The sequence below is a fragment of the Agromyces bauzanensis genome, from assembly GCF_014645655.1.
GTDB classification, from domain to species: domain Bacteria; phylum Actinomycetota; class Actinomycetes; order Actinomycetales; family Microbacteriaceae; genus Agromyces; species Agromyces bauzanensis.
In genome coordinates this window covers 120,025-143,952 of the sequence record NZ_BMMD01000007.1, presented here as the reverse complement: position 1 = coordinate 143,952, position 23,928 = coordinate 120,025, and the positions used below count along the sequence as shown (strand labels likewise).

Here is a 23,928-nt window from a genome sequence, read left to right as displayed (position 1 = left end):
CTCAGTAGCGGTCGACCGCCGGCGGTTCGATGAACGGCAGGACCTCACCGGCCGTGGAGTTCCACGCCTCCTCGTAGCGACCGTCCTCGTAGGCGGCCTCGAGCACGTCGTTGATCCAGTTGCGGAACTCGTCGTCCTCGAGCGCAAGCCCGATGCCGTACGGCTCCTCGGTGAAGGGCTCGCCGACGACCTTGAACTCGCCCTCGTTCTGGGCGGCGAGGCCCGCGAGGATCACGTTGTCCGTCGACACGGCGACCACCTGACCGCTGCGCAGCGGCTCGAGGCAGTTGGAGTACGTGTCGGTGAGGACCGGCTCCGCGCCGATCTCGGCGAGCTTGGCGGCCGGCGTCGAGCCGGTCACCGAGCACACGGGCTGGCCGACGAGGTCGTCTTCGCTCTCGATGTCGTCGTTGTCGGCGAGCACGAGGATGGACTGGCCCGCCATGTAGTACGGACCCGCGAAGGACACGACCTCCTTGCGCGTGTCGTTGATCGTGTACGTCGCGACGACGATATCGACCTGGCCGTTCTCGATGAACGGCTCGCGGTTGGCCGACACGGTCTCGACCCACTCGATGTCCTCTTCCGAGATGCCCAGCTCGCCGGCGATGATCTTCGCGATCTCGACGTCGAAGCCCTCGGGCACGCCCGACGGGCCGATGAGACCGAACAGGGGCTGGTCGAACTTGGTGCCGACCGTGATCGAGCCCGCGTCGGCGAGCTCGGCCATGGTCGTGCCCGCCTCGAACGTGGGGGCGGCTTCCTCGGTGGGCTCTTCCGCGCCATCGCCGCCGCCGGCGCAGCCGGCGAGGACGAGGGCCGACGCCGCCGCCGCCGCCGCGAGTGCGATTCTCATGCGTGTCATGTCTCTGCCTCTTCTCATCTTGGTGTTTCCTCGCCGCTCGTAGCAGCGCAGGCCTAGTGCTCGAGGATCTTCGAGAGGAAGTCCTTCGCGCGATCGGACTGGGGGTGGTCGAAGAAGTCGGCGGGCGTCGCCTCCTCGACGATGCGGCCGCCGTCCATGAACAGCACACGATTGGCGGCCTTGCGGGCGAAGCCCATCTCGTGCGTCACGACGATCATCGTCATGCCCTGCTCGGCGAGGCCGATCATCACGTCGAGCACCTCGTTGATCATCTCGGGGTCGAGCGCGCTCGTGGGCTCGTCCATGAGGATGAGCTTCGGGTTCATCGCGAGCGAGCGCGCGATGGCGACGCGCTGCTGCTGGCCGCCCGAGAGCTGGGCCGGCATCTTCTTGGCCTGGTTCGCGACGCCCACGCGCTCGAGCAGTTCCATCGCCTTCGCGTCGGCCTCCTTGCGCGAGATCCGCTTCACCCGGATCGGCGCGAGCGTGATGTTCTCGAGCACGGTCTTGTGGGCGAACAGGTTGAACGACTGGAAGACCATGCCGACATCGGCACGGAGCTTCGCGAGGGCAGCGCCCTCCTCGGGCAGCCGCTCGCCGTCGATGGTGATGGTGCCCGAGTCGATCGTCTCAAGGCGGTTGATCGCCCGGCACAGCGTGGACTTGCCCGAGCCGCTGGGCCCGATCACGACGACGACCTCGCCGCGGTTGACGACGGTGTTGATGTCGTTCAGCACATGCAGATCGCCGTAGTGCTTGTCGACGTGGTCGATCACGACGAGGGGTTCGCCGCGCCGCACCGAGATGTTCGACGTCGCGGGCGCCTGCTGCGTTGGCTCCATATCCCCAAAACTAGGGTGCATCGAGGCCGCGCGCCAAGGCGCGGCGCGGTGGGTTACCTATTCGTGACCCGCGCTGCGCTGCGCGAACGCGCTCTCGTACAGGCAGACGGATGCCGCGGTCGCGAGGTTCATCGATTCGGCATGGCCGTAGATCGGCACCGTGACGACATGGTCGGCCAGCACGAGCTGCTCATCGCTGAGCCCTCGCGCCTCGTTGCCGAACAGCCACGCCGTCGGACGGTCGAGCACGCCGTCGTTCCGCACGGTCAGCAGGTCCTCGCCCTTGACGTCGGCGGCGATCACCGTGAGGCCCGCGACGCGGGCGCGCTCGAGCACGTCGTCGAGCCCGGCGCCCATCGCGACGGGCAGGTGGAAGATCGACCCGGTCGACGAGCGCACGACCTTCGGGTTGTAGAGGTCGACCGTGCGACCCGTGAAGACGACCGCGTCGGCGCCCGCGGCATCCGCTGCCCGCACGATGGTGCCGGCATTGCCCGGGTCCCGCACCTCCTCGAGGATCGCGACGAGCTTCGGGGATGCGGCGAAGATGTCCTTCACAGCGGTCGGGAACTGGTGGCACACCGCCACGAAGCCCTGCGGCGTGACAGTGTCGGCCATGGCGTCGAGGACCTCCTCGGTCACGGACTCGACGTCGACGCCCGCGTCGACCGCGGTCTGCGCGATGTCGGTGTACCGGTCGAGCGCAGCGGGAGTGGCGTAGAGCTCCACCACGAGCTGTGGACGGAACGTGAGCGCCTCGGCGACGGCCTGGGGACCTTCGAGGAGGAACAGCCCGCTCTCGGCGCGCGCCGGCTTCTTCGCGAGCTTCGCGACCGCCCGGACTCGCGGGGATCTCGGGTTCTCGAGCATGCGGCCAGTCTATGGGCGGGACGGCGAACGGCCCGGCACCCGTGCTGGTTCAGACAGCGGGTGCAGGGCCGTTCGGAGCGGGGTGGTTACGCCGCGCTCTTCGGAGCCGACGTGTCGGCGGGGAGCGCCTGCTTGGCGCTCTCGACGAGGGCCGCGAAGGTCGCGGGCTCGTTCACGGCGAGCTCGGCGAGGATGCGGCGGTCGACCTCGATGCCCGCGAGGGCGAGGCCCTGGATGAAGCGGTTGTACGTGAGGCCGTTCTGACGGGATGCCGCGTTGATCCGCTGGATCCAGAGGCGACGGAAGTCGCCCTTCTTCTTGCGGCGGTCGTTGTAGGAGTAGACGAGGGAGTGGGTGACCTGCTCCTTCGCCTTCCGGTAGAGACGCGAACGCTGGCCGCGATAGCCCTCGGCGCGCTCGAGGATGACCCGGCGCTTCTTGTGGGCGTTGACCGCCCTCTTCACTCTTGCCATGACTCTGTTTCTTCCTTACGGGCCCGAATTGGCTGTGTATGCTGCCGGCTCAGCGGCCGAGAAGCTTCTTGACGACCTTGGTGTCGGGCGCCGACAGCACCTTGTCCCGGTTCAGGCGACGCGTACGCACCGAGGACTTGCCCTCGAGGTTGTGGCGCATACCTGCCTGCTGCTTCCTGATCTTGCCGCTGCCGGTGATCTTGAAGCGCTTCTTGGACCCGGAGTGGGTCTTCTGCTTCGGCATCTCGTGTTTCTCCTTGGTTCTGCCGCCACGGGGTGGCGGACGGGGGTGCCTGGCCTACGCCTCGGTGGTTTCGGCCGCCTGCGCCGGGCCGCCCGCGGCGTCCGCCGCCGGCCGGGCCTTCGCCGCAGCACGCTGTGCATTCGCCTCGGCCTTGGCCTCGGACTTGTTCTTGAGGGGCGCGATGACCATGACCATGTTGCGACCGTCGATCGTGGGGTTGTGCTCGACCGTGCCGAACTCCGCCACGTCCTCCGCGAAGCGCTGCAGGAGGCGGACGCCCATCTCGGGGCGTGACTGCTCGCGGCCGCGGAAGAGGATCATCGCCTTCACCTTGTCGCCTGACTTCAGGAAGCCGACGGCGCGCTTCATCTTGGTCTCGTAGTCGTGCTTGTCGATCTTGAGACGGAACCGAACCTCCTTGAGGATCGTGTTCGCCTGGTTGCGCCGGGCCTCTTTCGCCTTCTGCGCAGCCTCGTACTTGTACTTGCCGTAGTCCATGATCTTGGCGACCGGCGGCTTCGAGTTGGGTGCGACCTCGACGAGGTCGAGATCGGCCTCCTGCGCGAGCCGCAGGGCCACCTCGATCTTCACGACGCCGACCTGCTCTCCGCCGGGACCAACGAGGCGGACCTCGGGAACGCGGATACGGTCATTGGTACGGGGATCGCTGATGCGTGTTCTCCTCTACTCAAGCTGTTGCTCGAACGGGAGGCGGATGCCGCCCGTCGACGAGAGCGGAAGATCCACGCAGGCTGGCACGGACTCACACCGTGCGAGCACTACGGCCCCCTGTCTACTTTCCCGTACTGTGCTGGCTGCTCAGCGGCGGGAAAGCGGAGGGCGATCGACCCGGTAACCTTGATGAAGCGGTATGCGCGGGTGGGAGGAACTCCACTTTCGTACCGGGGACTGGCCCCGGGCCCGCAGTAGTCTAACAGAGGATGTCTGTGAGCAACAGTTCAGACGGGTCCACCGTCGAGGGCGCGACCCGCGACATCGCCGAGGTCCCGGCCGTCGAGATCATCACGACGGCCGCCGTGCATCTCATGAGCGCCGCCGCCGTCAAGGTCGGGCTCGCCGACGACCCCGACGAGCAGCTCGACCTCGACGAGGCTCGCAAGCTCATCAATGCCCTCGCCGGGCTCATCACCGCGGGTGCACCCGAGATCAGCGACATGCACGCACGCTCGCTCCGCGACGGCCTGCGCTCGCTGCAGCTCGCGTTCCGCGAGGCATCCGCGATCGCCGACCCCATCGGCCAGGGTCCCGGCGAGAAGTGGACCGGCCCGGTCAGCTAGTGTACCACCCGGCAGAATCCAGGAGCGCAGCAACTGGCGGGGTCGGTCTGCGCAAGCCCCTTCCCGTAAGCCACGTTGCAGAATTCAGGAGAGAGACAACGGCCGGGCTCAGTCAGCGTGGCGATTCGTTCGGATCCAGTGCGCACGGCGCCGCACGTTCCTGAAACATGAACGAGTTCGAGCCGGCGCGGCAACACCCTACTCGCGTCGTGCGTCCGTCACCGCGGAGCGTTCCCGTCCACGCGGCGGCTCGCGACCCAGGCCCGCCGGCGCTCGAGGAACGGCATCTCACGGCGGTTGATGAGGGCGGTGTCGCGCGCCATCCGCACGGCCGCGTTGTTCCTCGCCCAGCTCTTGAACGGCCGGGCAGAGACCGGCACGTCGAGCGTGGGATCGAAGCGCACGCGCATGCCCGGCTGGAGGTTGATGGTGAGGTCGAGGTCGTCGGCCACGTCGGCGCGCTCGCGATGCACGTGCTCACGAAGCACGCGCCAGGCGGACGCCCGGATCGCGAGGTTCGAGCCGTAGAGCACGTCGTGTCCGAGCACCCATGCCACGAAGTGGTAGTACATCGGCATGTGCACGTGCTCGGCGTACCAGCGGATGAACGCCGTGCCGCCGTAGAACCTGCCGGGACCCGAGAGGGCATCGAGATGGGGGTCGTCGGTGAAGGCGCGCTCGACGCGTTCGACCCAATCGGCCGGCGGGATCGTGTCGGCGTCGAGACGACCGAGCACGTCGCCCAACGCGGCGTCGAAGCCGGCGGCGGTGGCCCCCGGAATTCCGCGAAGCGACTCGCTCACGACCCGCGCGCCGGCCGCGCGCGCGACGTCGACGGTGGCGTCGGTCGAGCGGTTGTCGACCACGACGATCTCGTCGGCGGGCCTGGTCTGCTTGCCGAGCGCGTCGAGGCACTGCTCGAGCATGACGGCGTCGTTGTAGGAGGGCACGACGACGGAGATCTTGAGGGACATCGGGGCAAGGATACGGCCTCGACGGTCACCGCTGGCAGTTCGGGCACCAGAAGGTCTCGCGCAACTCGAGTTCGTTGCGGCCGAGACGTCCGTGCTCGATGCGCGTGCCGCACCGCCGGCACGGCTCGCCGCCGCGGGAGTAGACCCAGAGGCGCTCGCCGCGACGGTCGACGCCCGTCGTCGTGCGGGAGATGCGGTCGCGATTGGCACGGATGACCCGGCCCGCGAGGTCGACGAGCAGGGCAGTTCGACGTCGAACACCGGGCGGGTGGGCAGCAGCCCGCGCAGGAAGCACAGCTCGTTGACGTACACGTTGCCGAGCCCCGCGAGATTCCGCTGATCGCCCAGGGCCACCGCGATCGGCACGTCGGGCGACGCCGCGATGCGCCGCACCGCCTCGTCGGCGTCCCAATCGGGACCGAGGAGGTCGGGACCGAGACAGGCCATGCGGTCGTGCTCCTCGGCCGCCGGAAACACCTCGAGCACGCCGAGGTCGAAGCCGACGGCGACCGCGTCGGACGTCTCCAGGACGACCCTGGACTGGTGGGCGGGGCGCCGCCACCGCTCCCCCGGTCGGAACACGCGCCACTCGCCCTCCATCTTCAGGTGCGAGTGCACCACCCGGTCGCCGATGCGCACGAGGAGGTGCTTGCCGCGGGCCGCCACCGAGTGCACCGTCTCGCCGGCCAGGTCGACGGTCGCGAACGCGGGCACCCGGAAGTCGCTCCTCATGACGATCTGGCCGCTGAGGGCATGGTCGAGCCGCCGCGCCGTCTGGTGCACGGTGTCACCTTCGGGCATCGAAGCGCAGTCCCCTCGGCGTCTCCCGGAATCCCGCCGCACGCAACGGCGCATCGAGCACCGAGCCGTACACCCCGCCGCCGTTCACCGTCTCGATGCGCAGCTTGGGCGAGCCCGCACGCGCGAGCGCTTCGGCGAGCGCGGATGCCGCGGCGGCGAGTGCCTCCTCGTCGTCGGTGAACACGAGCGTCGTCCGCCCGCCCCGCTCGAGGTAGAAGACCGCCCCGCCGTCGACGATGGTGACGAACGCACCCGCCTTGCGGGCAGGCCGGTGCCCGCCGTCGGCCGCCTCGGGCCAGTCGAGCGCCGCGCCGAACGGGTTCGCCGGGTCGGTCGCCGCGAGCGCGACGGCCGCGTCGCGGGGGGCGCTGCGCAGCCGGTCGACCGCCGCCGTCGACGCGAACTGCGCCCCGCCCTGCCCGTCGATGAAGTACCCGCGGCGCACTCGGCCGGACTCCTCGAACGTCGAGAGCGACCGGTAGGCGAGGGCGAAGCCGCCGAGCACGCCCTCGGCCATCACCGAACCCCGGGTCACAACGCCGTAGCGCTCGAGGAGCGTCTCGCCGAGCGCGTGTGCTCGGAGCGTGGCCTGCGAGCTCGCGAGCGGTAGGATCGCCCAGCGGCCTGCGATGCGCGGCGGGTCGGCTCGCGCGGCCGCGGCACGCGTCGACTGGACGTCGGCGGCGAGCGCGCGACGGGTCAGCGAACGACCGCGGAGCCGCGCCCGCGGCGTCGCCGGTGCGGTCTTGTGCGCGCCGCGGCCGGCGACGAGGCCGCGCACGGGCGCGAACGTGTCGTTCGTCACGAGGCCCGCCCAAACGAGGCGCCAGAGCGCGTCGATGACCGTCTCGACGTCGCTGGCGCCGATCGCCTCGACGAGCTGGCGGAAGAAGTAGCCGCCACCGTCGCCGAGCGTGGCGAGGAGCTCGGTCTCGAGCGGATCGAGTGGCGCGGCCGCCGGGGTCGGCAGCGTGATATCGGCGGTGTCGGCCAGGTGCAGGCTCACCCAGCCGTCATCGCCGGCGAGCGACCCGGCGCCCGCCCAGAGCACCTCGCCCGAGGACGTGAGCTCGTCGAGCATGTCGGGCCGGTAGCCGCCGACGCGCGCGGGCAGCACGAACGACTCCCACGCCGACGCCGGGATGCGCGCGCCCTCGAGCTGCTCGATGACCGCCGCGACGCCGTCGACGCCGCGGAGCCGGCCGCCGACATGCTGCCACTCGGGCAGGAACCTGGCGAACTCGCGCGGCGGCACCGGTTCGATCTCGTTCCGGAGCGCGGCGAGCGAGCGACGGCGGATGCGCCGGAGCACATCGCTGTCGCACCACTCGGCGCCGGCACCGCGCGGGAGGAACTCCCCTTCGACGACCCGGCGCTCGGCCGCGAGTCGTGCGAGCGCCGACGCCGCGACCACCTGCCCGATGCCGAAGCGATCGGCGACGGCGGCCGCCGTGAACGGGCCGTGCGTGCGCGCGAAGCGACTCACGAGGTCGCCGAGCGGATCGCGCACGGGCTCCCCGAACACCTCGGGCAGGCCCGGCGGGATCGGCACACCCAGCGCGTCGCGGAGCCGGCTGAGGTCTTCCACGACCGCGAACCGCGCGTCGCCCGCGAACCGCACCTCGGCCACGCGGCGGGCGGCGACCAGCGCCGCGAGGGCGGCCGCCGCATCCGTCGCCTCTTCGGTGCGCTCGGCGACTTCGACCGCAGTGAGGGGTCCGAGCTCGCGGAGGAGGTCGGCGACGCCCTCGTCGCCGCGGGCGGCGCGATCGGGCACGAGCCGCTGCAGCATCCGTTCGGTCTCCTCGACCACCTCGGGGTCGAGGAGCTCGCGCAGCTCGACGGTGCCGAGGAGCTCGGCGAGCAGGCCCGGGTCGAGCGAGAGTGCCGCCGCACGGCGTTCGGCGAGCGGCGCGTCGCCCTCGTACATGAACGCGCCGACGTACCCGAACAGCAGGCTGGAGGCGAACGGGCTCGCCGTCTCGGTGGTCACCTCGACGAAGCGCACCCGGCGGGACGCGATGCGCTCGGTGAGCGCGGTCAGGGCCGGCAGGTCGTACACGTCCTGCAGGCACTCCCGCACCGCCTCGAGGATGATCGGGAAGTCGGGGTAGTCGCGCGCCACCTCGAGGAGCTGCGAAGCGCGCTGCCGCTGCTGCCAGAGCGGAGAGCGACGGCCCGGGTTGAGCCGCGGCAGCAGCAGTGCCCGTGCCGCGCACTCGCGGAACCGCGACGCGAACAGGGCCGAGTCGCCGACGCGCTGCGTCACGAGCTCGGCGAGCTCGGCCGCCTCGAACGTGAACAGCTCGGCGCCGGGCGGCTCGTCGGCGGTGTCGGGCATGCGCAGCACGATGCCGTCGTCGCTGGCCACCGCGTTCGCGTCGACGCCGAATCGCTCCTGCACCCGCGCGCCCGCGGCGAGCGCCCACGGCGCATGTACGCGCATGCCGTACGGCGAGTGCAGCACGATGCGCCAATCGCCGAGCTCGTCGCGGAATCGCTCGACCACGAGGTTCGTCGCGTCGGGCACGATCCGGGTCGCAGCGCGCTGGTCGTCGACGAACGCGACGAGATTGGATGCCGCGCGCGCATCGAGACCGGCGGTGCGGGCGCGGGCGAGGCCCGTGTCGGGCGACGAGCCCGCGATCTCGGCGATGAATCCGCCGATCGCCTCGCCGAGCTCCGCCGGACGCCCGATGCCGTCGCCCTTCCAGAACGGCAGGCGTCCGGGCTCGCCGATGGCAGGCACCACGAGCACCCGGTCGTGCGTGATCTCCTGGATGCGCCAGCTCGTGGCGCCGAGCGCGAAGACGTCGCCCACGCGCGACTCGTAGACCATCTCCTCGTCGAGCTCGCCGACGCGGCGGCCCGGCCCGGCCTCGCCGATCATGAAGACGCCGAAGAGCCCGCGGTCGGGGATGGTGCCGCCACTCGTGACCGCGAGGCGCTGCGCGCCGCGGCGACCGGTGATGGTGCCGGCGTCGCGGTCCCACACGAGGCGCGGGCGAAGTTCGCCGAAGCGGTCGGAGGGGTAGCGGCCCGCGAGCATGTCGAGGGTCGCGTCGAACGCCGAGCGCGGGAGCGTGGCGTACGGCGCCGAGCGGCGGACGAGCTCGAACCAGTGCTCGACATCCCACTCGTCGATCGCGGCGGCGGCGATGGTCTGTTGGGCGAGCACGTCGAGCGGGTTCGTCGGCACGCGCATCGCCTCGATGGCGCCCGCCACCATGCGCTCGGCGACCACCGCGGAGTGCAGCAGGTCGGCGCGGTGCTTCGGGAACACCACGCCCTTCGAGATCTCACCCACCTGGTGCCCGGCACGCCCGATGCGCTGCAGGCCGCTCGCGACCGACGGGGGCGACTCGACCTGCATGACGAGGTCGACGGCCCCCATGTCGATGCCGAGCTCGAGGCTCGAGGTGGCGACGACGCAGCGCAGCCGTCCGGCCTTCAGGTCGGCCTCGACGAGCGCGCGCTCCTCCTTGCTGACCGACCCGTGGTGGGAGCGGGCGAGCACCGGCTCCGCGCCGGCGGTGACGCCCGACGCGCCCGGGAGCTCGGCTGGCGGCCGCGCTGCGGGCAGGAACGGGTCGCCGGCCGCCACCGGAATGGGCGCGAGCACGGGTGCGGGCGGCGACTCGACCGCCTCCGCGGTGCGTTCGGCCCACAGCTCGTTGAGCCGCGCCGTGAGGCGCTCGGCGAGCCGGCGCGAGTTCGCGAACACGATGGTGGAGCGGTGTGCGAGCACCTCATCGAGGATCGCCGCCTCGACGTGCGGCCACACCGACCCCGAGCCCGACTCGGTGGCGAGGTCGGAGAGGTCCTCGACGGGAACCGTGACGCTGATGTCGAACCGCTTGCCGCTCGGGGGCGCCACGATGCTCACCGGACGGGTGCCGGCGAGGAAGCGTGCGACCTCCTCGTGCGGCCGCACGGTGGCCGACAGCCCGATGCGCTGCAAGGGCGCCGCCGTGATCGCGTCGAGGCGTTCGAGCGACAGTGCGAGGTGCGCGCCGCGCTTCGTGCCGGCGAGCGCGTGGATCTCGTCGACGATCACCGTGTCGACCCCCCGCAGCGTCTCGCGGGCGGCCGAGGTGAGCATGAGGAACAGCGACTCGGGCGTCGTGATGAGGATCTCGGGCGGATGTGCCACGAGCGACCGGCGCTCGGCGGGCAGCGTGTCGCCCGATCGCACGCCGACGCTCACCTCGGGCACCTCGAACCCACGGGCCGCCGCCGTGCGGGCGATGCCCACGAGCGGTGCGCGCAGGTTGCGTTCGACGTCGACGCCGAGCGCCTTGAGGGGCGACAGGTACACGACCTTCGTGCCCGACGTCGCGGCATCCGCCCCCGATGCGTGCAACCGGTCGATCGCCCAGAGGAACGCGGCGAGCGTCTTGCCGGACCCGGTCGGCGCCACCACGAGCGCATGCTCGCCACGCGAGATGGCCTCCCACGCATCGCGTTGCACGACCGTGGGCTCGGCGAACGACTCGGTGAACCACGCCCGGGTCGCGGGCGAGAACGCGTCCAACGCCTCCGCCATGCCTCCATTCAAGCGGATGCCCCTGACGCCGGGCCGTGAGCGGCTCAGCCGGCGCCGGCGCGCACCTCGTCGAGGGCCCGCCCGACGGCGTCGACCGTGCGGCGCACCTCGGCGGCGTCCGTCTGCCAGTTGCTCACCGAGAAGCGGACGACGGCCCGGTCGTGCCAGCGCGACGTCATCGCGAGCACCTCCCCGTCGTCCCACAGCCGCCGGCTCAGGGCCTCGGTCGCCTGGTCGTCGTCGAGCGCGATGCACACCTGCGTGAAGACCACGTCGTTGAGCACCTCGACCCCGGGCAGCTTCGCCACGCCGTCGGCGATGCCGCGCGCGGCATCCGCCATCCGTTCGACGAGCGCGGCCACGCCCGTGCGGCCGAGCGAGCGCAGCACCGCCCACGTCGGCAGGCCGCGGGCGCGCCGCGACAGCTCGGGCACCTTCTCGTGCGGGTCGGCGCCCTCGTCGGTGACCTGCAGGTAGCTCGCGTGCATGCTGAGGGCGCGGTGCATGGCGTGCGCGTCGCGCACGATCGCGAGCCCGCAGTCGTAGGGCACGCTGAGCGTCTTGTGCGCATCCGTCGACCACGAGTCCGCGGCGTCCACGCCGGCGACCAGGTGGCGAAGCCGCGGCGAGGCACTCGCCCACAGGCCGAACGCGCCGTCGACGTGCACCCACGCATCCGCCTCGTGCGCGGCCGCGATGGCCGGCCCGAAGTCGTCGAACGCCCCCGAGTGGATGTTGCCCGCCTGCAGCAGCACGATCGTCGGTCCGCCGCCGGCCGTGAGCGTGGCACGCAGCTCGTCGACGCGGATGCGGCCCTCGATGTCGGAGGGCACGACGATCGGCGACCCGAGGCCGAGGTAACGGCCCGCGAGGTCGACGGTGCCGTGTCGCTCCTCCCCCACGATGAACCGGATCGCGGGTCCGCCCGCCATGCCCTGCGTCTCGACGTCCCACCCGGCGCGCCGCAGCACCTCGTCGCGGGCGGCGGCCATGCACGTGAACTGCGCCATGGTCGCGCCCGTGGTGAATCCCACCTGGCTTCCTCCGGGCAGGCCGAGCAGGTCGACGAGCCACGCCTCCGCGATCTCCTCCGCAGCGACCGCGGCGGGCGTGATGGTGCGAAGCCCCGTGTTCTGGTCCCAGGCCGAGACGAGCCAGTCGGCGGCGAGCGCCACCGGCTGGGTGCCGCCGATCACCCACCCGTAGAAGCGCGGAGACCCGATGGCGCTGAGTCCGGGCTCGGCTCCCTCCGCCAGTCGATCGATCACGTCGACGGCGGGTTCGCCCGTCTCGGGCAGCTCGCGGCCGAGGCGCCCCTTGATGTCTTCGGACCCGAGTCGTGGCGGGATCGGGCGATCACGGATGCCCCGGAGCCACGCCTTCGCATGCCGCTCGGCGGTCTCGAGCACCGCGTCGTACGGGCGGTCCTCCCCCCCCTCGTGCCGGTCGGCCATGACACACCTGGATCCTGCGCGTCGGATGCGCCCTCCGATCATGCGCCCGCGCCCGGTGACGGGTCAACGACCGGAACGGGGGTCAGCAGACGACGTCCGCGGCCGTCACGACCCCGTCGAGCAGGTACTGCTCCACGATCGCGTCGACGCACGCGTTGCCGGCGTTGAACGCCGTGTGCCCCTCGCCCTGCAGGGTCACGAGAACCCCGCTCTCGAGCTGGGATGCCACGGCCACGGCCCACGCGTACGGGGTGGCCGGGTCGTTCGTCGTGCCGAGGACCAGGATGGGGGCGGCGCCGGGAGCGGTGATCGGCGCGGGGGCGCGTTCGGAGCGGTGCGGCCACGACAGGCAGGCGAGGTCGCCGTAGGCGAGATACGGTCCGAGGTGCGGCGCGGCCTCGGTCAGCGCCCGCCCCTGCTCCTTCATCACGGCCACGCTGTTCTGGGCCGGGTAGTCGAGGCACCGTATGGCCCGCAGCGCCTCCATCTGGTTGCCGTCGTATTCGCCCTCAGGCGTGCGCCCGTAGTAGCCGTCGACGATCGTCAGGGCGAACTCGGCCTGCCCGGCGACGACGGTGCCGAAGAGCGTGTCGAGTGCCGGCCACGTGTCGGCGTCGTAGAGCGGGGCCGCGATCGCGATGAGCAGGGTGTCCGCGGTGAGCAACCGGCCGTCGGTCGACGCGATCGGATTCTTCGAGACGGCGTCGAGGATGCCTCGAACCGTCGCCATCGCGTCGTCGACCGTGCCCTGGAACGGGCAGGTCGCGGCCGGCATGCAGGCGGCGAGGTACGAGCGGAGGGCGGCCTCGAGGCCTTGGGCCTGGGCGATGGTGATCTGCGCGTCGCCGAGCGCCGGGTCGATCGCGCCGTCCAGCACGATCCGGCCGACCCGGTCGGGATACGTGCCGGCGTAGACGGTGCCCAGGTACGCGCCGTACGAGAAGCCGAGATAGTCGAGGTGCTCCTCGCCGAGGGCGGCGCGCAGCATGTCCAGGTCGCGAGCGGTGCTGACGGTGTCGACGTTCGCGAGTAGCGCACCCGTGTTCGCCAGGCACGCCTGGCCGAAGGAGTGGGTGCGCTCGTTCTGGGCGGTGAGCCACGTGTCGCTGCCTCGGGAGCCGGCGGCGCTGCCGTACAGGAGGCGATCGAGATCGTCGTCCTCGAGGCAGGTCACGGCCGTCGACCGGCCGACTCCCCTCGGGTCGAAGCCCACGATGTCGTACCGGTCCTGGATGGGCTCCGTGACGGCGGTGTCGAGGGCCTCCGCCACGACGTTGTACCCCGAAACGCCGGGTCCGCCCGGATTCACGAGGAGCGATCCGATCCGGTCCTCCCGCGCGGGCTGTCGGATCAGCGCGAGTTCGATGTCACCGGCCGACGGGTCGTCCCAGTCGAGTGGTGCCGTCGCCGTGGCACACTGGAAGTCACCGCACTGCTCCCACCGCAGGACCTGCGAGTAGTAGGGCTCGATCGATGGGTCCACGTCCTGCGGGAACGGCGTGGATTCCTCGACGACCGGGAAGAACAGGGACATCCCGCATCCGCTCAGCGCCAGCGCGGTCAGCGCCGAGCCGACCACGGTCGCCACGACCGCCCTCGGTGAACGTTCCATGATGCCCCCAGTATGACGGGCGCGCGCCCGAGCGCTGTACCCCGAATTGGGCACGTGTACCCCGAAAGAGGGTGGCCCTCGGGGTTGCCGCATCCCCGCTGCCGAGGAATACTCGCGAGTGATCGGCGCGCTACGGGCGATGGGGCCGGCGTGCGATCACGAGGGGGACGATGTGATGCCGTACGTGCTTGGCATCGATATCGGTACGAGCTTCACGGCCGCCGCGATCGGTCGGCGTCGGGCCGACGGGTCGATGGCGCACGAGCCGCTCGAGCTCGGCACGCGCCGGGCCGCCGTGCCGAGTGTCGTGTACCTCGGCGAGGACGGCGGCGTGGTGGTCGGCGAGATGGCCGAGCGGCGAGCGATGGACGAACCCGACCGTGTGGTGCGCGAGTTCAAGCGTCGCATCGGCGACGAGACGCCGATCATCGTCGGCGGCCTCAGCGTGGCGGCAGAGGACATCTTCGCCGTCGTCGCGCAGTGGGTGGTCGAACGCGCCGAGGGGCACGAGGGCTCCGCCCCCGCCATCGTGGCCGTGTCGCACCCGGCGTCGTGGGGCGAGCATCGGCTCGGACGCATCCGCACCGCCCTCGCCGGCGTCGGCCTCGCGAACGTCGAGCTCGTCAGTGAACCGGAAGCCGCCGGCCTGCACTACCTGGACCGCGAGAAGGCCGCGACCGGCGACACCATCGCGGTGTACGACCTCGGCGGCGGCACGTTCGACGTCGCCCTGCTCCGGAAGCAGGATGACGACGCCTTCCACGTGATCGGCGCCCCGGCAGGCATCGAACGCCTCGGCGGCGCCGACTTCGACCAGCGCATCTTCGAGCACGTGAAGTCGCTGATGCCCGCCGCATTCGACGGCCTCGACGAGGAGGTGCCCGAGTCGGCCCTCGCCCTCGCACGGGTGCGACGTGAGTGCACCGACGCGAAGGAGGCGCTCTCGTTCGACTCCGAGACGAGCGTGCCGCTCCTCCTCCCCGGAAGCCACACGCGCGTTCGCCTCGTGCGGCCCGAGTTCGAGCAGATGATCGACGAATCGCTCAGGAGCACCATCGACACGCTGCGGCGTGCGATCGACCATGCCGGAATGGACGTGACGGATGTCGCCACGGTGCTGCTCATCGGCGGGTCCTCGCGCATCCCCGCGGTCGCGCAACTCGTCTCCGCCGAGCTCGAACTCCCGGTCGCCGTCGACGCCGACCCGAAGGCATCGATCAGCCTGGGCGCGGCCGTGGCCGCCGCGCGGAGGCTGGAACCGTTCGTCGTCACCGCTGACCTCACCGGCGAGACGTCGACGGATGCTCCGGCGGCCGAGCCCGCATCCGCGCCGACGGCGGCACCGCCGAGGATCCTCGAGTGGCATCGCATGTCGGTGGGTCTTCGGGCGACCGTGCTGGCCGGGGTCGTCGCGGCCGTGCTGGCGATCCTCATCCCCATCACGCCGCTCGCGATCGGCACCCCGGAGCGGCCCGACGATCAGGATGGCGGGCCAGCCCGGTTGGCCGGGGACCTCCTCGGCCGGTACGCCGTCGGCGCCGCGCCGCTGGCGGAAGGTGAAGGCCCGCTCGCGCCACCGTTCGAACCGAGGTTCGCGCCGCCGTTCGACAGCGCGCTCGATCCCTTCGTCCCGGACGACACGGGAGCCGACGAACCGACGAACGACGCGACGGCTGACAGCACGACGACGGCGGCGCCGAGCGGTTCCTCCGGAACGACGGATGCCCCGGCCGCGTCGACGACCGACCCGGCCACCTCGGTGGACCCGGCCGACGACCCGACTCCCGCGCCCGAACCGGAACCGGCACCGGAGCCCACACCGGAACCCACACCCGAGCCCGCGCCCGAGCCCGCACCCGAACCGGCACCCGAGCCCGCACCGGAACCCGCACCGGAACCGGCACCCGAGCCCGCACCGGAACCGGCACCCGAGCCCGCACCATCGCCCGACGCAACCGAGCCGGCCGCACCGACCCCATGACCGAGCCGCGCTCGTCGGCCGAGCGACGGAACGCAGGTCTGGCCGGGTGGGAGGAGTCCGCGGAGTTGGTGCGGAAGATCCTCGATGACGACGCGGCGGTGCACGCCGGCATCACGGGCCCCGGCGGCTCGGGCAAGACGACGCTGCTCCGCGAGATCGCTGCCGCGCTCCGGGCCGAGGCGATCGAAGTGGCCGACGGTCTCGATGCGCTCGCGCACGTCGACGCGGACGGGCGGCGCATCACGCTCCTGATCGACGACCTGGAACGTCTCGGGGACGATGACATCGCGCGACTGTCCGCTCTCGTCGTCGACGGCGGACCGCACGTCATCGCCGCGTTCCGGTCCTGGCCACGATCGCCGCTCGCCGCAGAGCTCGTCGAGCGACTGGGCCGACAGCGACCGCACCTGTTGCTCCATCCGCTGCTACCGACCCGGGTCCGGGCCCGGACGAGCGAGCTGCTGGGCGCCGAGCAACCGCAGGGGCTCGCCGAACGTATCACCGAACTCGCGGGCGGGAATCCCCGGATGGTGGACCTCGTCGTGGCGGCCGTGCGCGACGAGGGATGGGACCCTCGGGAGGCCGGCCCGCTGCCCGCCACCCTTCTCGAACGGCTCCGACACCGACTGGACCGACACGACCAGGAGTTCCTCGACTACCTGCTGGCGCTCGCCGTCGGATTCGCGGCATCCGGCCCCGTGCTGTCCACGGCACCGCGGTTCAGTCGTTCCGACCTGCACGAACTCACATCCCGGAGCCGGGCGTCGGGTCTCGTCTCCCCCGATGGATCACCGTTGCCGATCGTGCGACTGGGCCTGATGCAGAGCACTCCGGCGCACGAACTCTGGGCAATGCGACGCGAGCTCGTCGACGCCATGGAGGCGGCAGGGCTCCCCCTCGGCGATTCGGCACTCGGACTGTCCGTCGGCGGGTTCCGAGACCCTCGTGTCGCACGCGCGCTGGTCGACCGTGGCGACGGTCTGCTCCTCACCGACCCGGTGGAAGCCTGGCGACACTATGCGGCGGCCATCGATGCCGGCACCGACGCGGCATCGGTCGCGGGGAGGCGGGCCCAGGCCGCATGGTCGGCCGGTGACGTCCGAACCGCCGAGCGACTGGTCGACGACGTGCTGGCCGGAACCGGGCATCCGGATCTTCCACGCGCGCTGAGCGTGGCGGCGGCCACGTGGGCACGCAAGGGGATGCTCGGGCGCGCCGCCGCCGCCTATGCCGGCCTCGACGACGCGGGAGCGTGGAGCGCAGCACCGCTTGCCGCCGTCTGCTTCGCGGCGGTCGGCGACATCAGGCGGGCACGGGAGGCATACGCCGCGGCACCCGACCCCGAGTATCCGGGCTCGTCGCAGGTGGCCGTCTCCCTGATGGCCGAGGGCATGATCGCCGCGCTCGAAGGGGCCGCCGACCGCGGCCTCTCGGCCCTGCTCCAGGCCTCGAGCCTCATGAACGAATCCGGCGAGACGATTCCACTGCCCGAGGTCCCGGCGGTGCTCGCCGCTCACGTCGCGGTCAACGCCGGCGAGCTCGGCATCGCGGCGGAGGTGCTCCACGCGGCCGGGGAGGCCGTGCAGGGTGGACCGGCGTTCCGGCATCGGCTGCGTCTCACCGAGGCCCTGATCGAACTGCGAGCCGACCGCCCGGCCCGGGCACGTGCCCTGCTCACCGGCGTCGAGGAGTCCCAGCGCCCGCTCGGACTGCACTCCGAGGTGCTCGCGCACGCCGTGCGCATCGGCCTCGCCCGCCGCACCGACGACCTCGCGAACCTCGTGAAGGCCTGGCGGGCCGCCCGGCCGACGGTCGCGCGCATGCCGGTCGACCTCATGGGGCTCCCGGCGCTCGCCGAGCTCGTCATCGCCGCGGCACGCCTGCACGAATCGCATCTCGTCGAGGAGCCGCTTGCCGCGGCATGGAAGCTGCTCGACTGCGCCGGCCGGCCCGCGACGTGGTCGATGAACCTGCACTGGGCGGGCATCCAGTCGGCGATCCTCCGGGAGGATCGGGCGGAACTCGAGCGCCACTCGGAAGTGCTGGTCGACGCAGCATCCGCGAACCGGGTCTCGCGGACCCTGGCGGAGGCGGGCCGCGTCTGGGCTGCCGCCCTCGCCGGCCAGGTGGACGTTCCTGCGGTGGAGCGAGCGGTGCGGGAGCTCGCGGCGGCCGGGTACCGCTGGGACGCGGGCCGGCTGGCCGGACACGCCGCCGGCCGGGCGGCGGAGCACGCGGACACGCTGCAACTCCTCGCCCTCGCCCGCAGCCTGCACGCCGACCATCACCGTGATGAGGAGCCCGGTGACCACGACGACGCTTCGGAGCTCGATCGGCCCGACGATGCGGGGCTCACCGCACGGGAGCGAGAGGTGGCGCGTCTGGTGCTCGAGGGGAAGACCTACGCGGAGATCGGCAGCGCCATCTTCATCTCGCCGCGTACCGCCGAACACCACATCGCCCGCATTCGTCGGCGCCTCGGGGTCACCACCCGATCAGAACTGCTCGCCCGACTCCGCCTGGTGCTCGACGAGGATGAGGATCGTTCGGCGAGCCGGCCGGCCCCGGCGCCGGCCCCCATACCCCCTAGGCGGCCCGGCAGCCCGAACCCCTAACGGCGCGGGGAGGGACGGGTATGTGCACCGATGACCGCGGCAACGCGAGACGACAGACTTCCTCGTGAGGGCCGGCACTGACGCCGGTCGACGAATGCACACCTCACTGAGGGGGAACTGATCATGACGAACATCACCACGGCGTTGCTCGACTTCCTGATGGGCCTGCTGAAGAACCCACAGGCCGGCGCGGACTTCGTCGCCGACCCTGACACCGCGCTGCACAACGCCGGTCTCAACGGCATCTGCGCCGCGGACGTCGATGCGGTCCTGCCGGTCGCACTCGACTTCTCGCCGGTCGGCAATCGCGAGTACGACACCGGGGGCAACTCCATCAACGTCGGCGGCGGCGGCTGGGGCGGCGGCGATGGCGGCGGCGGCTGGGGCGGCGGCGATGGCGGCGGCTGGGGCGGCGGCGATGGCGGCGGCTGGGGCGGCAAGGACGACCACGGCGACTACGCCGCGGCCAAGGCCAAGCTCGTGAGCGTCGTGAACACGTACTCGTACATCGACGACCGCGACGTCATCAACGACCAGTCGGTGAACCAGGCCATCTGGGCGAACGACAGCATCGTCGCCGTCGAGAACGACATCGAGAACACTTCGACGACCGTCGGCGACGGCAGCATGGTCGCCACGACCGGCGGCACCATCGTGGCCGGCAACACCGAGTACGACCTCGAGGTCGACATCGAGGACTCCTTCAACGAGGAGAACGAACTCGAGATCGAGGACTCGTTCAACGACAACTCGGACAACTCCACCACCAACGTCACGGTGATCGAGGACTCCTTCCAGGACAACTCCGTCGAGATCGAGGACTCCTTCCAGGACAACTCGACCGAGGTCGACATCGAGGACTCGTTCAACGAGACCGAGACCGAGGTCGAGGTCGACATCGAGGACTCCTTCAACGAGGACAACTCCGTCGACAACTCGACCAACACGGACGTGGACGTCGAGATCGAGGACTCGTTCCAGGCCAACGACAACGTCGTCGACTCGTTCGACGACAACGTGGTGGTCGAGGACTCGTTCCAGGCCAACGACAACACCGTCATCGAGGACAACAATGTCGCGGTCGACTCGTTCGACGACAACACCGTCGTCGAGGACAACGTCGTGGTCGAGGAGTCGTTCAGCGACAACAACCTCGAGACCGGCCCCGGCGACCTGACCGAGGTCGAGGTCGAGGTCGAAGACGTGACCCTGTAGTCACCACGGCGGCTCGGCCCGGCACGGATGTTCCCGTGCCGGGCCGGGTTCGTGCGTGGTCTGCTTGAATGGGGTACAACCTGCGAAGGGGGATCGCGGCGATGCAACACCTGATCGAACTCGTCGACCTGGGCATCGCGCTGGCCGAGCGCAGTTCGCGTGCCGACCTGCGTCGTCGGCTCGAGCAGACGAAGGAACGCCTGCTCGACCCGAGCATCCGCGTGATCATGGTCGGCGAGTTCAAGCAGGGCAAGAGCCAGCTCGTGAACGGGCTCGTGAACGCGCCGGTCTGCCCCGTCGACGACGACATCGCGACGGCGGTGCCGACGAGCGTGCGGCACGGCGACATGCCCGCGGCGTTCGTGCTCACGCAGCGGTCGAGCGATGGCACGGTGGAATCTGGCGCCCCGGTGGAACGGCGAGAGGTCGCGCCCACCGAGCTCGCGGACTACGTGTCCGAGCGTGCCGCACCCGAGTCCGACCGTCAGGTGACGGGTGCCGAGGTCTTCCTTCCGCGGAAGCTCCTGCGCGGCGGCCTCACCCTCATCGACTCCCCAGGGGTCGGCGGCCTGACCTCCGCACACGCGCTCACCACGCTGGCGACGCTCCCCTCCGCCCATGCGATGCTCTTCGTGTCGGATGCCTCGCAGGAGTACACGGAGCCCGAGATCCAGTTCCTCCGCCACGCCATGCGGATCACGCCGAACGTGGCCTGCGTCCTCACCAAGACCGACATGTATCCCCAGTGGCGCCGGGTCGAGGATCTGGACCGCGCGCACCTCCGCGCGATCGATCCCGACATCCCGCTGTTCCCCGTGTCGTCGCACCTGCGCCTCACGGCGGTCGAGACATCCGACCCCGAACTCAATGCGGAGTCGGGGTTCCCGGCGCTCGTGTCGTACCTCCGCAGGGACATCGTCGGGCAGGCCGAGCTGCTGCAACGACGATCGACGGCGAGCGACCTGCTCTCGACCTCGGAACACGTGCGGCTCGCCATCGACGCGGAGCTCGGCGCGCTCGAGAGCCCCGAGAAGACTCCCGAGATCGTCGCCCAGCTCGAGGCGACCAAGGGCCGGGCCGACGAGCTGCGACGGCTCTCGTCGCGCTGGCAGACGACGCTGAACGACGGGGTCACCGACCTGATCGCCGACATGGAGCACGACCTCCGCGACCGGATGCGCTCGATCCAGCGTGAGGCCGAGGACTCGATCGACGAGGGCGACCCGGGGCCGGTCTGGGACCAGTTCGTGGAGTGGTTCGAACGCCGCGTCTCATCCGCCGTCACCGACACGTTCGTGTGGACCCAGGAGCGCGCGACCTGGCTCTCCGAGAAGGTCGCGCGCCACTTCACGGAGGACGAGGTCGCCCTCCCGGTCATCAACGTCGACGACACTCGCGACGTGCTCGACGCCGTCGGCGAGGTCGCGGAGCTCGACTCGGGGCGCCTGGGGCTCGGCCAGAAGTTCTACATCGGGCTCAAGGGCTCGTACGGCGGCGTGCTCATGGTCGGCATCATCACCGGCATCATCGGCATGTCGATCATCAACCCCCTGTCGCTGGCCGCCGGAGCCGTGATCGGGCGGAAGGCCTACAAGGACGACACCGAGGCCCGGCTGCAGCGCCGCCGGAACGAGGCGAAGGTCCTCATCCGCCGACAGGTCGACGAGATCATCTTCCAGGTCGGCAAACAGCTGCGAGACCGGCTCCGGCTCGTGCAGCGAACGACCCGCGACCACTTCACCACGATCGCCGACGAGCATCACCGCTCCCTGGCCGACTCGGTGCTCGCGGCGCAGAAGGCGGCGAGCCTGTACGCCGCCGAGCGCGACAAGCGCGTCACCGCCCTCAGGCGCGACCTCGCGCGGGTCGACGCACTCACCAAGCGCGCCGCCGCGATCGACATCGACGGGAGCGCGCGCCCGTCGTCGGCATCACCGGAGGACCCGAGAACCGTCTCCGCCGTCGGCGCGGCGCGTGCGAAGGCCGGAACGGCCCCGGCGTGAACCTGCGCCTGCTCGACGAGGCGGACGCACTCCTCGACGCCGCCGAGACGGACTACCGCGACGACGCCGAGGCGCTTCGACGCATCCGGGAGTACCGCCGGCGCCTCGGCGAACCGATTCGAGTGGCCATCGCCGGCATGGTGAAGGCGGGCAAGTCCACGCTGCTGAACGCGATCATCGGCGAGGAGATCGCACCGACCGATGCCGGCGAATGCACCAAGGTGATCACCTGGTACCGCCACGGGCCGACCCCGCGCATCACGATGCACGTGCTCGGCGGCGCCGAACGGTCGCTGCCCGTGCGACGCGATGACGGCAGACTGGTCATCGATCTCGGCGGAACGCCCGTCGAGGAGGTCGAACGCGTCGAGGTCCAGTGGCCGTCGAAGCGGCTCGAGGAGGTCACCCTCATCGACACGCCGGGCATCGCCTCGCTGTCGACCGAGGTCTCCGCACGGTCGGCGTCCTTCCTCATCCCGCAGGACACCCCATCGGAAGCCGACGCCATCATCTACCTGATGCGCCACCTGCACTCGGCAGACCTCGGCTTCCTCTCGGCGTTCCACGACACCTCTGTGGGCACGTCGGCCACCGTAAACGCGCTGGCCGTGCTGTCGCGCGCCGACGAGATCGGCGCGGGTCGAATCGACGCCCTGCTCTCCGCGCGGACCATCGCCGAGCGGTACCGGTCCGATGCGGCGCTGCGTTCGCTCGCTCTCGACGTCGTGCCGATCGCCGGGCTCGTCGCCCAGTCGGCGCGCACGCTGCGGCAGCGCGAGTTCGATGCGCTCCGTCAGATCGCGCGGCTCGGCCGGCAGTCGCGTGAGCGGATGCTCGTGTCGGTCGACCGGTTCGTGCGGTCGGACGCCTCGATCGACGTGTCGCCCGAGGATCGCGTCGGCCTCCTCGACCGCTACGGCATGTTCGGCATCCGGCTCTCGGCCGTGGTGATCCGCTCGGGTTGCGACGACTCCACCGAGCTCGCCGACGAGCTCTACCGGCGCAGTGGCATGCAGGACCTGCTGCGGCACGTGTCCGACCAGTTCCGTTCCCGCGCCGACGTGCTGAAGGTGCGGACCGCCCTGACGGCGCTCGGAGCGTTGATCCGGCAGCGTCCCGGTCCGAGCTCCCCCGACCTCGCGAACGCCATCGAGCGCTTGGAGGCGAACGCGCACGAACTGCGCGAACTCTCGCTGCTGTCGGCCGCGCGCACCATCGGGCTGGGGCTCGCGCCCGAGCAGGCCGCCGATGCCGAGCGGCTCATCGGAGGGTCGGGCACCTCGGCGAGGCGTCGGCTCGGCCTGCCCGACGACGCACCCGCCGACGACGTCCACCGGTCGGCGATCGACGCGCTCCAGCGGTGGCGGATGCTGCTCGGAAGCCCGCTGCTCGACCGCGCCGCCCTCGAGGCATGCCAGGTGGTCACGCGAACGTGCGAGGCGCTCGTCGTCGAATCTGCGCCGACGTCAGTCCAGCGCAGCCCGCTGCGCCTCGTCCAGCATCCGGAACCAGCGGTTGGCGGCGGGCGCGAGGCACAGTCCCCACGCGACGACGCAGAGGACGAAGCCGACCATCAGTAGGGCCGCCATGAGCAGGGCGCGGTCGCCGATCGCGAGGAACGCCGACCCCACCAGCGCCGCGCCCGCGTGCAGGACCAGGACGATCAGCTGCAGCCACCGCGCCCCGCCGCGACGTTTCATGAGGGAGCCGAGCAGCACCGCCTCGATCGTGATGATGAGCCCGAGCCCGGCGATGCTCGACCAGTAGACGACGTCGACCAGCGAGGCGATCTCGTCGGCGTCGTAGCCCGGCGCCAGCCGGCCGAGACGCTCGGTGAGCTCGTCGACGATCCCGTCACGGCCGAGGAACGCGATGAAGACCGCGGCGCCGCCGAGCACGAAGCTGAGGATCCAGAGCGTGCGTGCGGTCCTGACCACGCCGGGCGTGGGGATGGCACGCAGTACCGGCGGCTTGGTCTCGTCGGTGAGCGGCGGCCGTGGGGGCGGCGGGGGCGCGGCGTCGTCGAGCGACGGCGGCCGCAGTGGCATCCGTCGCTCGGCCTGCGGGCCCTGGTCCCCCGCCTCGTCGACGGGTCGATCCGATTCGCGTTCCCCCATACCCGCCACCATACGACG

The 23,928-nt window shown here is 71.1% G+C and carries 16 protein-coding genes and 2 pseudogenes; 6 read left to right on the top strand and 12 right to left on the bottom strand.

What is annotated here, in order from left to right:
• Nucleotide 1: 1 nt before the first annotated feature.
• From IEX31_RS08190 to infC, 6 genes are all read right to left on the bottom strand, one after another.
• The gene (locus tag IEX31_RS08190) at nt 2-865 is read right to left on the bottom strand and encodes a glutamate ABC transporter substrate-binding protein (RefSeq protein ID WP_188742932.1); all 864 of its coding nucleotides are present in this window, start codon (nt 863-865) and stop codon (nt 2-4) included.
• 53 nt (nt 866-918) lie between these two features.
• Complete coding sequence (locus IEX31_RS08185) at nt 919-1,707, bottom strand: amino acid ABC transporter ATP-binding protein (RefSeq protein ID WP_188742931.1); 789 nt, start codon at nt 1,705-1,707, stop codon at nt 919-921.
• 57 nt (nt 1,708-1,764) lie between these two features.
• Nucleotides 1,765-2,577, bottom strand: coding sequence for a TrmH family RNA methyltransferase (locus IEX31_RS08180; protein ID WP_188742930.1), 813 nt, complete (start codon nt 2,575-2,577; stop codon nt 1,765-1,767).
• Between the two features lie 86 nt (nt 2,578-2,663).
• Nucleotides 2,664-3,050, bottom strand: coding sequence for a 50S ribosomal protein L20 (rplT, locus tag IEX31_RS08175; protein ID WP_142140328.1), 387 nt, complete (start codon nt 3,048-3,050; stop codon nt 2,664-2,666).
• 49 nt (nt 3,051-3,099) lie between these two features.
• Nucleotides 3,100-3,294, bottom strand: coding sequence for a 50S ribosomal protein L35 (gene rpmI / locus IEX31_RS08170; RefSeq protein WP_188742929.1), 195 nt, complete (start codon nt 3,292-3,294; stop codon nt 3,100-3,102).
• A 54-nt stretch (nt 3,295-3,348) separates the two neighbouring features.
• Nucleotides 3,349-3,966 carry a translation initiation factor IF-3 gene (gene infC / locus IEX31_RS08165; protein WP_188742963.1) on the bottom strand — a complete coding sequence of 206 codons (618 nt, stop codon included), beginning with the start codon at nt 3,964-3,966 and terminating at the stop codon, nt 3,349-3,351.
• Between the two features lie 275 nt (nt 3,967-4,241).
• On the opposite strand from infC, the gene IEX31_RS08160 reads away from it, so the two are divergent.
• Entirely contained in the window at nt 4,242-4,592 is a 351-nt protein-coding gene (locus IEX31_RS08160) for a DUF1844 domain-containing protein (RefSeq protein ID WP_229662195.1), read from the top strand.
• Nucleotides 4,593-4,810: 218 nt separating this feature from the next.
• Here the strand turns inward: IEX31_RS08160 and IEX31_RS08155 are convergent.
• The 5 genes and pseudogenes from IEX31_RS08155 to IEX31_RS08135 all read right to left on the bottom strand — a co-directional run.
• Nucleotides 4,811-5,542: pseudogene (locus IEX31_RS08155) on the bottom strand (glycosyltransferase family 2 protein); the annotation flags it as partial.
• A gap of 49 nt (nt 5,543-5,591) precedes the next feature.
• Nucleotides 5,592-6,367 (bottom strand): annotated as a pseudogene (locus IEX31_RS08150) (DNA-formamidopyrimidine glycosylase family protein).
• The gene (locus tag IEX31_RS08145; protein WP_188742926.1) at nt 6,354-10,913 is read right to left on the bottom strand and encodes an ATP-dependent helicase; all 4,560 of its coding nucleotides are present in this window, start codon (nt 10,911-10,913) and stop codon (nt 6,354-6,356) included. Before IEX31_RS08145 ends, IEX31_RS08150 begins: the two are co-directional and overlap by 14 nt.
• A 44-nt stretch (nt 10,914-10,957) precedes the next feature.
• Nucleotides 10,958-12,367 carry a pyridoxal phosphate-dependent decarboxylase family protein gene (locus IEX31_RS08140; RefSeq protein ID WP_188742925.1) on the bottom strand — a complete coding sequence of 470 codons (1,410 nt, stop codon included), beginning with the start codon at nt 12,365-12,367 and terminating at the stop codon, nt 10,958-10,960.
• Nucleotides 12,368-12,449: 82 nt separating this feature from the next.
• On the bottom strand, nt 12,450-13,979 hold the full coding sequence (locus IEX31_RS08135) for an alpha/beta hydrolase (RefSeq protein ID WP_188742924.1): 1,530 nt from the start codon (nt 13,977-13,979) through the stop codon (nt 12,450-12,452).
• Between the two features lie 175 nt (nt 13,980-14,154).
• Between IEX31_RS08135 and IEX31_RS08130 the strand changes: the two genes are divergently transcribed.
• The 5 genes from IEX31_RS08130 (at nt 14,155) to IEX31_RS08110 (ending at nt 23,373) form a co-directional block, all read left to right on the top strand.
• Nucleotides 14,155-15,960, top strand: coding sequence for an Hsp70 family protein (locus IEX31_RS08130; protein ID WP_188742923.1), 1,806 nt, complete (start codon nt 14,155-14,157; stop codon nt 15,958-15,960).
• Nucleotides 15,957-18,575 carry a LuxR C-terminal-related transcriptional regulator gene (locus tag IEX31_RS08125; protein ID WP_188742922.1) on the top strand — a complete coding sequence of 873 codons (2,619 nt, stop codon included), beginning with the start codon at nt 15,957-15,959 and terminating at the stop codon, nt 18,573-18,575. The genes IEX31_RS08130 and IEX31_RS08125 overlap by 4 nt, the downstream gene beginning before the upstream one ends.
• Before the next feature lie 123 nt (nt 18,576-18,698).
• On the top strand, nt 18,699-19,790 hold the full coding sequence (locus IEX31_RS19265) for an IniB N-terminal domain-containing protein (protein WP_188742921.1): 1,092 nt from the start codon (nt 18,699-18,701) through the stop codon (nt 19,788-19,790).
• A gap of 101 nt (nt 19,791-19,891) precedes the next feature.
• The gene (locus IEX31_RS08115; protein WP_188742920.1) at nt 19,892-21,793 is read left to right on the top strand and encodes a dynamin family protein; all 1,902 of its coding nucleotides are present in this window, start codon (nt 19,892-19,894) and stop codon (nt 21,791-21,793) included.
• Nucleotides 21,790-23,373: a dynamin family protein gene (locus IEX31_RS08110; RefSeq protein WP_188742919.1), complete on the top strand. Its 1,584-nt coding sequence runs from the start codon at nt 21,790-21,792 to the stop codon at nt 23,371-23,373. The genes IEX31_RS08115 and IEX31_RS08110 overlap by 4 nt, the downstream gene beginning before the upstream one ends.
• Here IEX31_RS08110 and IEX31_RS08105 read toward each other — a convergent pair.
• A complete protein-coding gene (locus IEX31_RS08105) occupies nt 23,260-23,910 on the bottom strand; it encodes a hypothetical protein (protein ID WP_188742918.1) in 651 nt (216 codons plus the stop codon). The two genes, IEX31_RS08110 and IEX31_RS08105, sit on opposite strands and share 114 nt — an antisense overlap.
• Nucleotides 23,911-23,928 lie beyond the last annotated feature (18 nt).

What these genes read in the sequence shown, in the direction of transcription:
- rpmI (WP_188742929.1), bottom strand. Translation starts at nt 3,294, where the DNA reads ATGCCGAAGCAGAAGACCCACTCCGGGTCCAAGAAGCGCTTCAAGATC.
- IEX31_RS08185 (WP_188742931.1), bottom strand. Translation starts at nt 1,707, where the DNA reads ATGGAGCCAACGCAGCAGGCGCCCGCGACGTCGAACATCTCGGTGCGG.
- IEX31_RS08115 (WP_188742920.1), top strand. Translation starts at nt 19,892, where the DNA reads ATGCAACACCTGATCGAACTCGTCGACCTGGGCATCGCGCTGGCCGAG.
- IEX31_RS08190 (WP_188742932.1), bottom strand. Translation starts at nt 865, where the DNA reads ATGACACGCATGAGAATCGCACTCGCGGCGGCGGCGGCGGCGTCGGCC.
- IEX31_RS08125 (WP_188742922.1), top strand. Translation starts at nt 15,957, where the DNA reads ATGACCGAGCCGCGCTCGTCGGCCGAGCGACGGAACGCAGGTCTGGCC.
- IEX31_RS08180 (WP_188742930.1), bottom strand. Translation starts at nt 2,577, where the DNA reads ATGCTCGAGAACCCGAGATCCCCGCGAGTCCGGGCGGTCGCGAAGCTC.
- IEX31_RS08140 (WP_188742925.1), bottom strand. Translation starts at nt 12,367, where the DNA reads ATGGCCGACCGGCACGAGGGGGGGGAGGACCGCCCGTACGACGCGGTG.
- IEX31_RS08130 (WP_188742923.1), top strand. Translation starts at nt 14,155, where the DNA reads ATGCCGTACGTGCTTGGCATCGATATCGGTACGAGCTTCACGGCCGCC.
- IEX31_RS08105 (WP_188742918.1), bottom strand. Translation starts at nt 23,910, where the DNA reads ATGGGGGAACGCGAATCGGATCGACCCGTCGACGAGGCGGGGGACCAG.
- rplT (WP_142140328.1), bottom strand. Translation starts at nt 3,050, where the DNA reads ATGGCAAGAGTGAAGAGGGCGGTCAACGCCCACAAGAAGCGCCGGGTC.
- IEX31_RS08135 (WP_188742924.1), bottom strand. Translation starts at nt 13,979, where the DNA reads ATGGAACGTTCACCGAGGGCGGTCGTGGCGACCGTGGTCGGCTCGGCG.
- IEX31_RS08145 (WP_188742926.1), bottom strand. Translation starts at nt 10,913, where the DNA reads ATGGCGGAGGCGTTGGACGCGTTCTCGCCCGCGACCCGGGCGTGGTTC.
- IEX31_RS19265 (WP_188742921.1), top strand. Translation starts at nt 18,699, where the DNA reads ATGACGAACATCACCACGGCGTTGCTCGACTTCCTGATGGGCCTGCTG.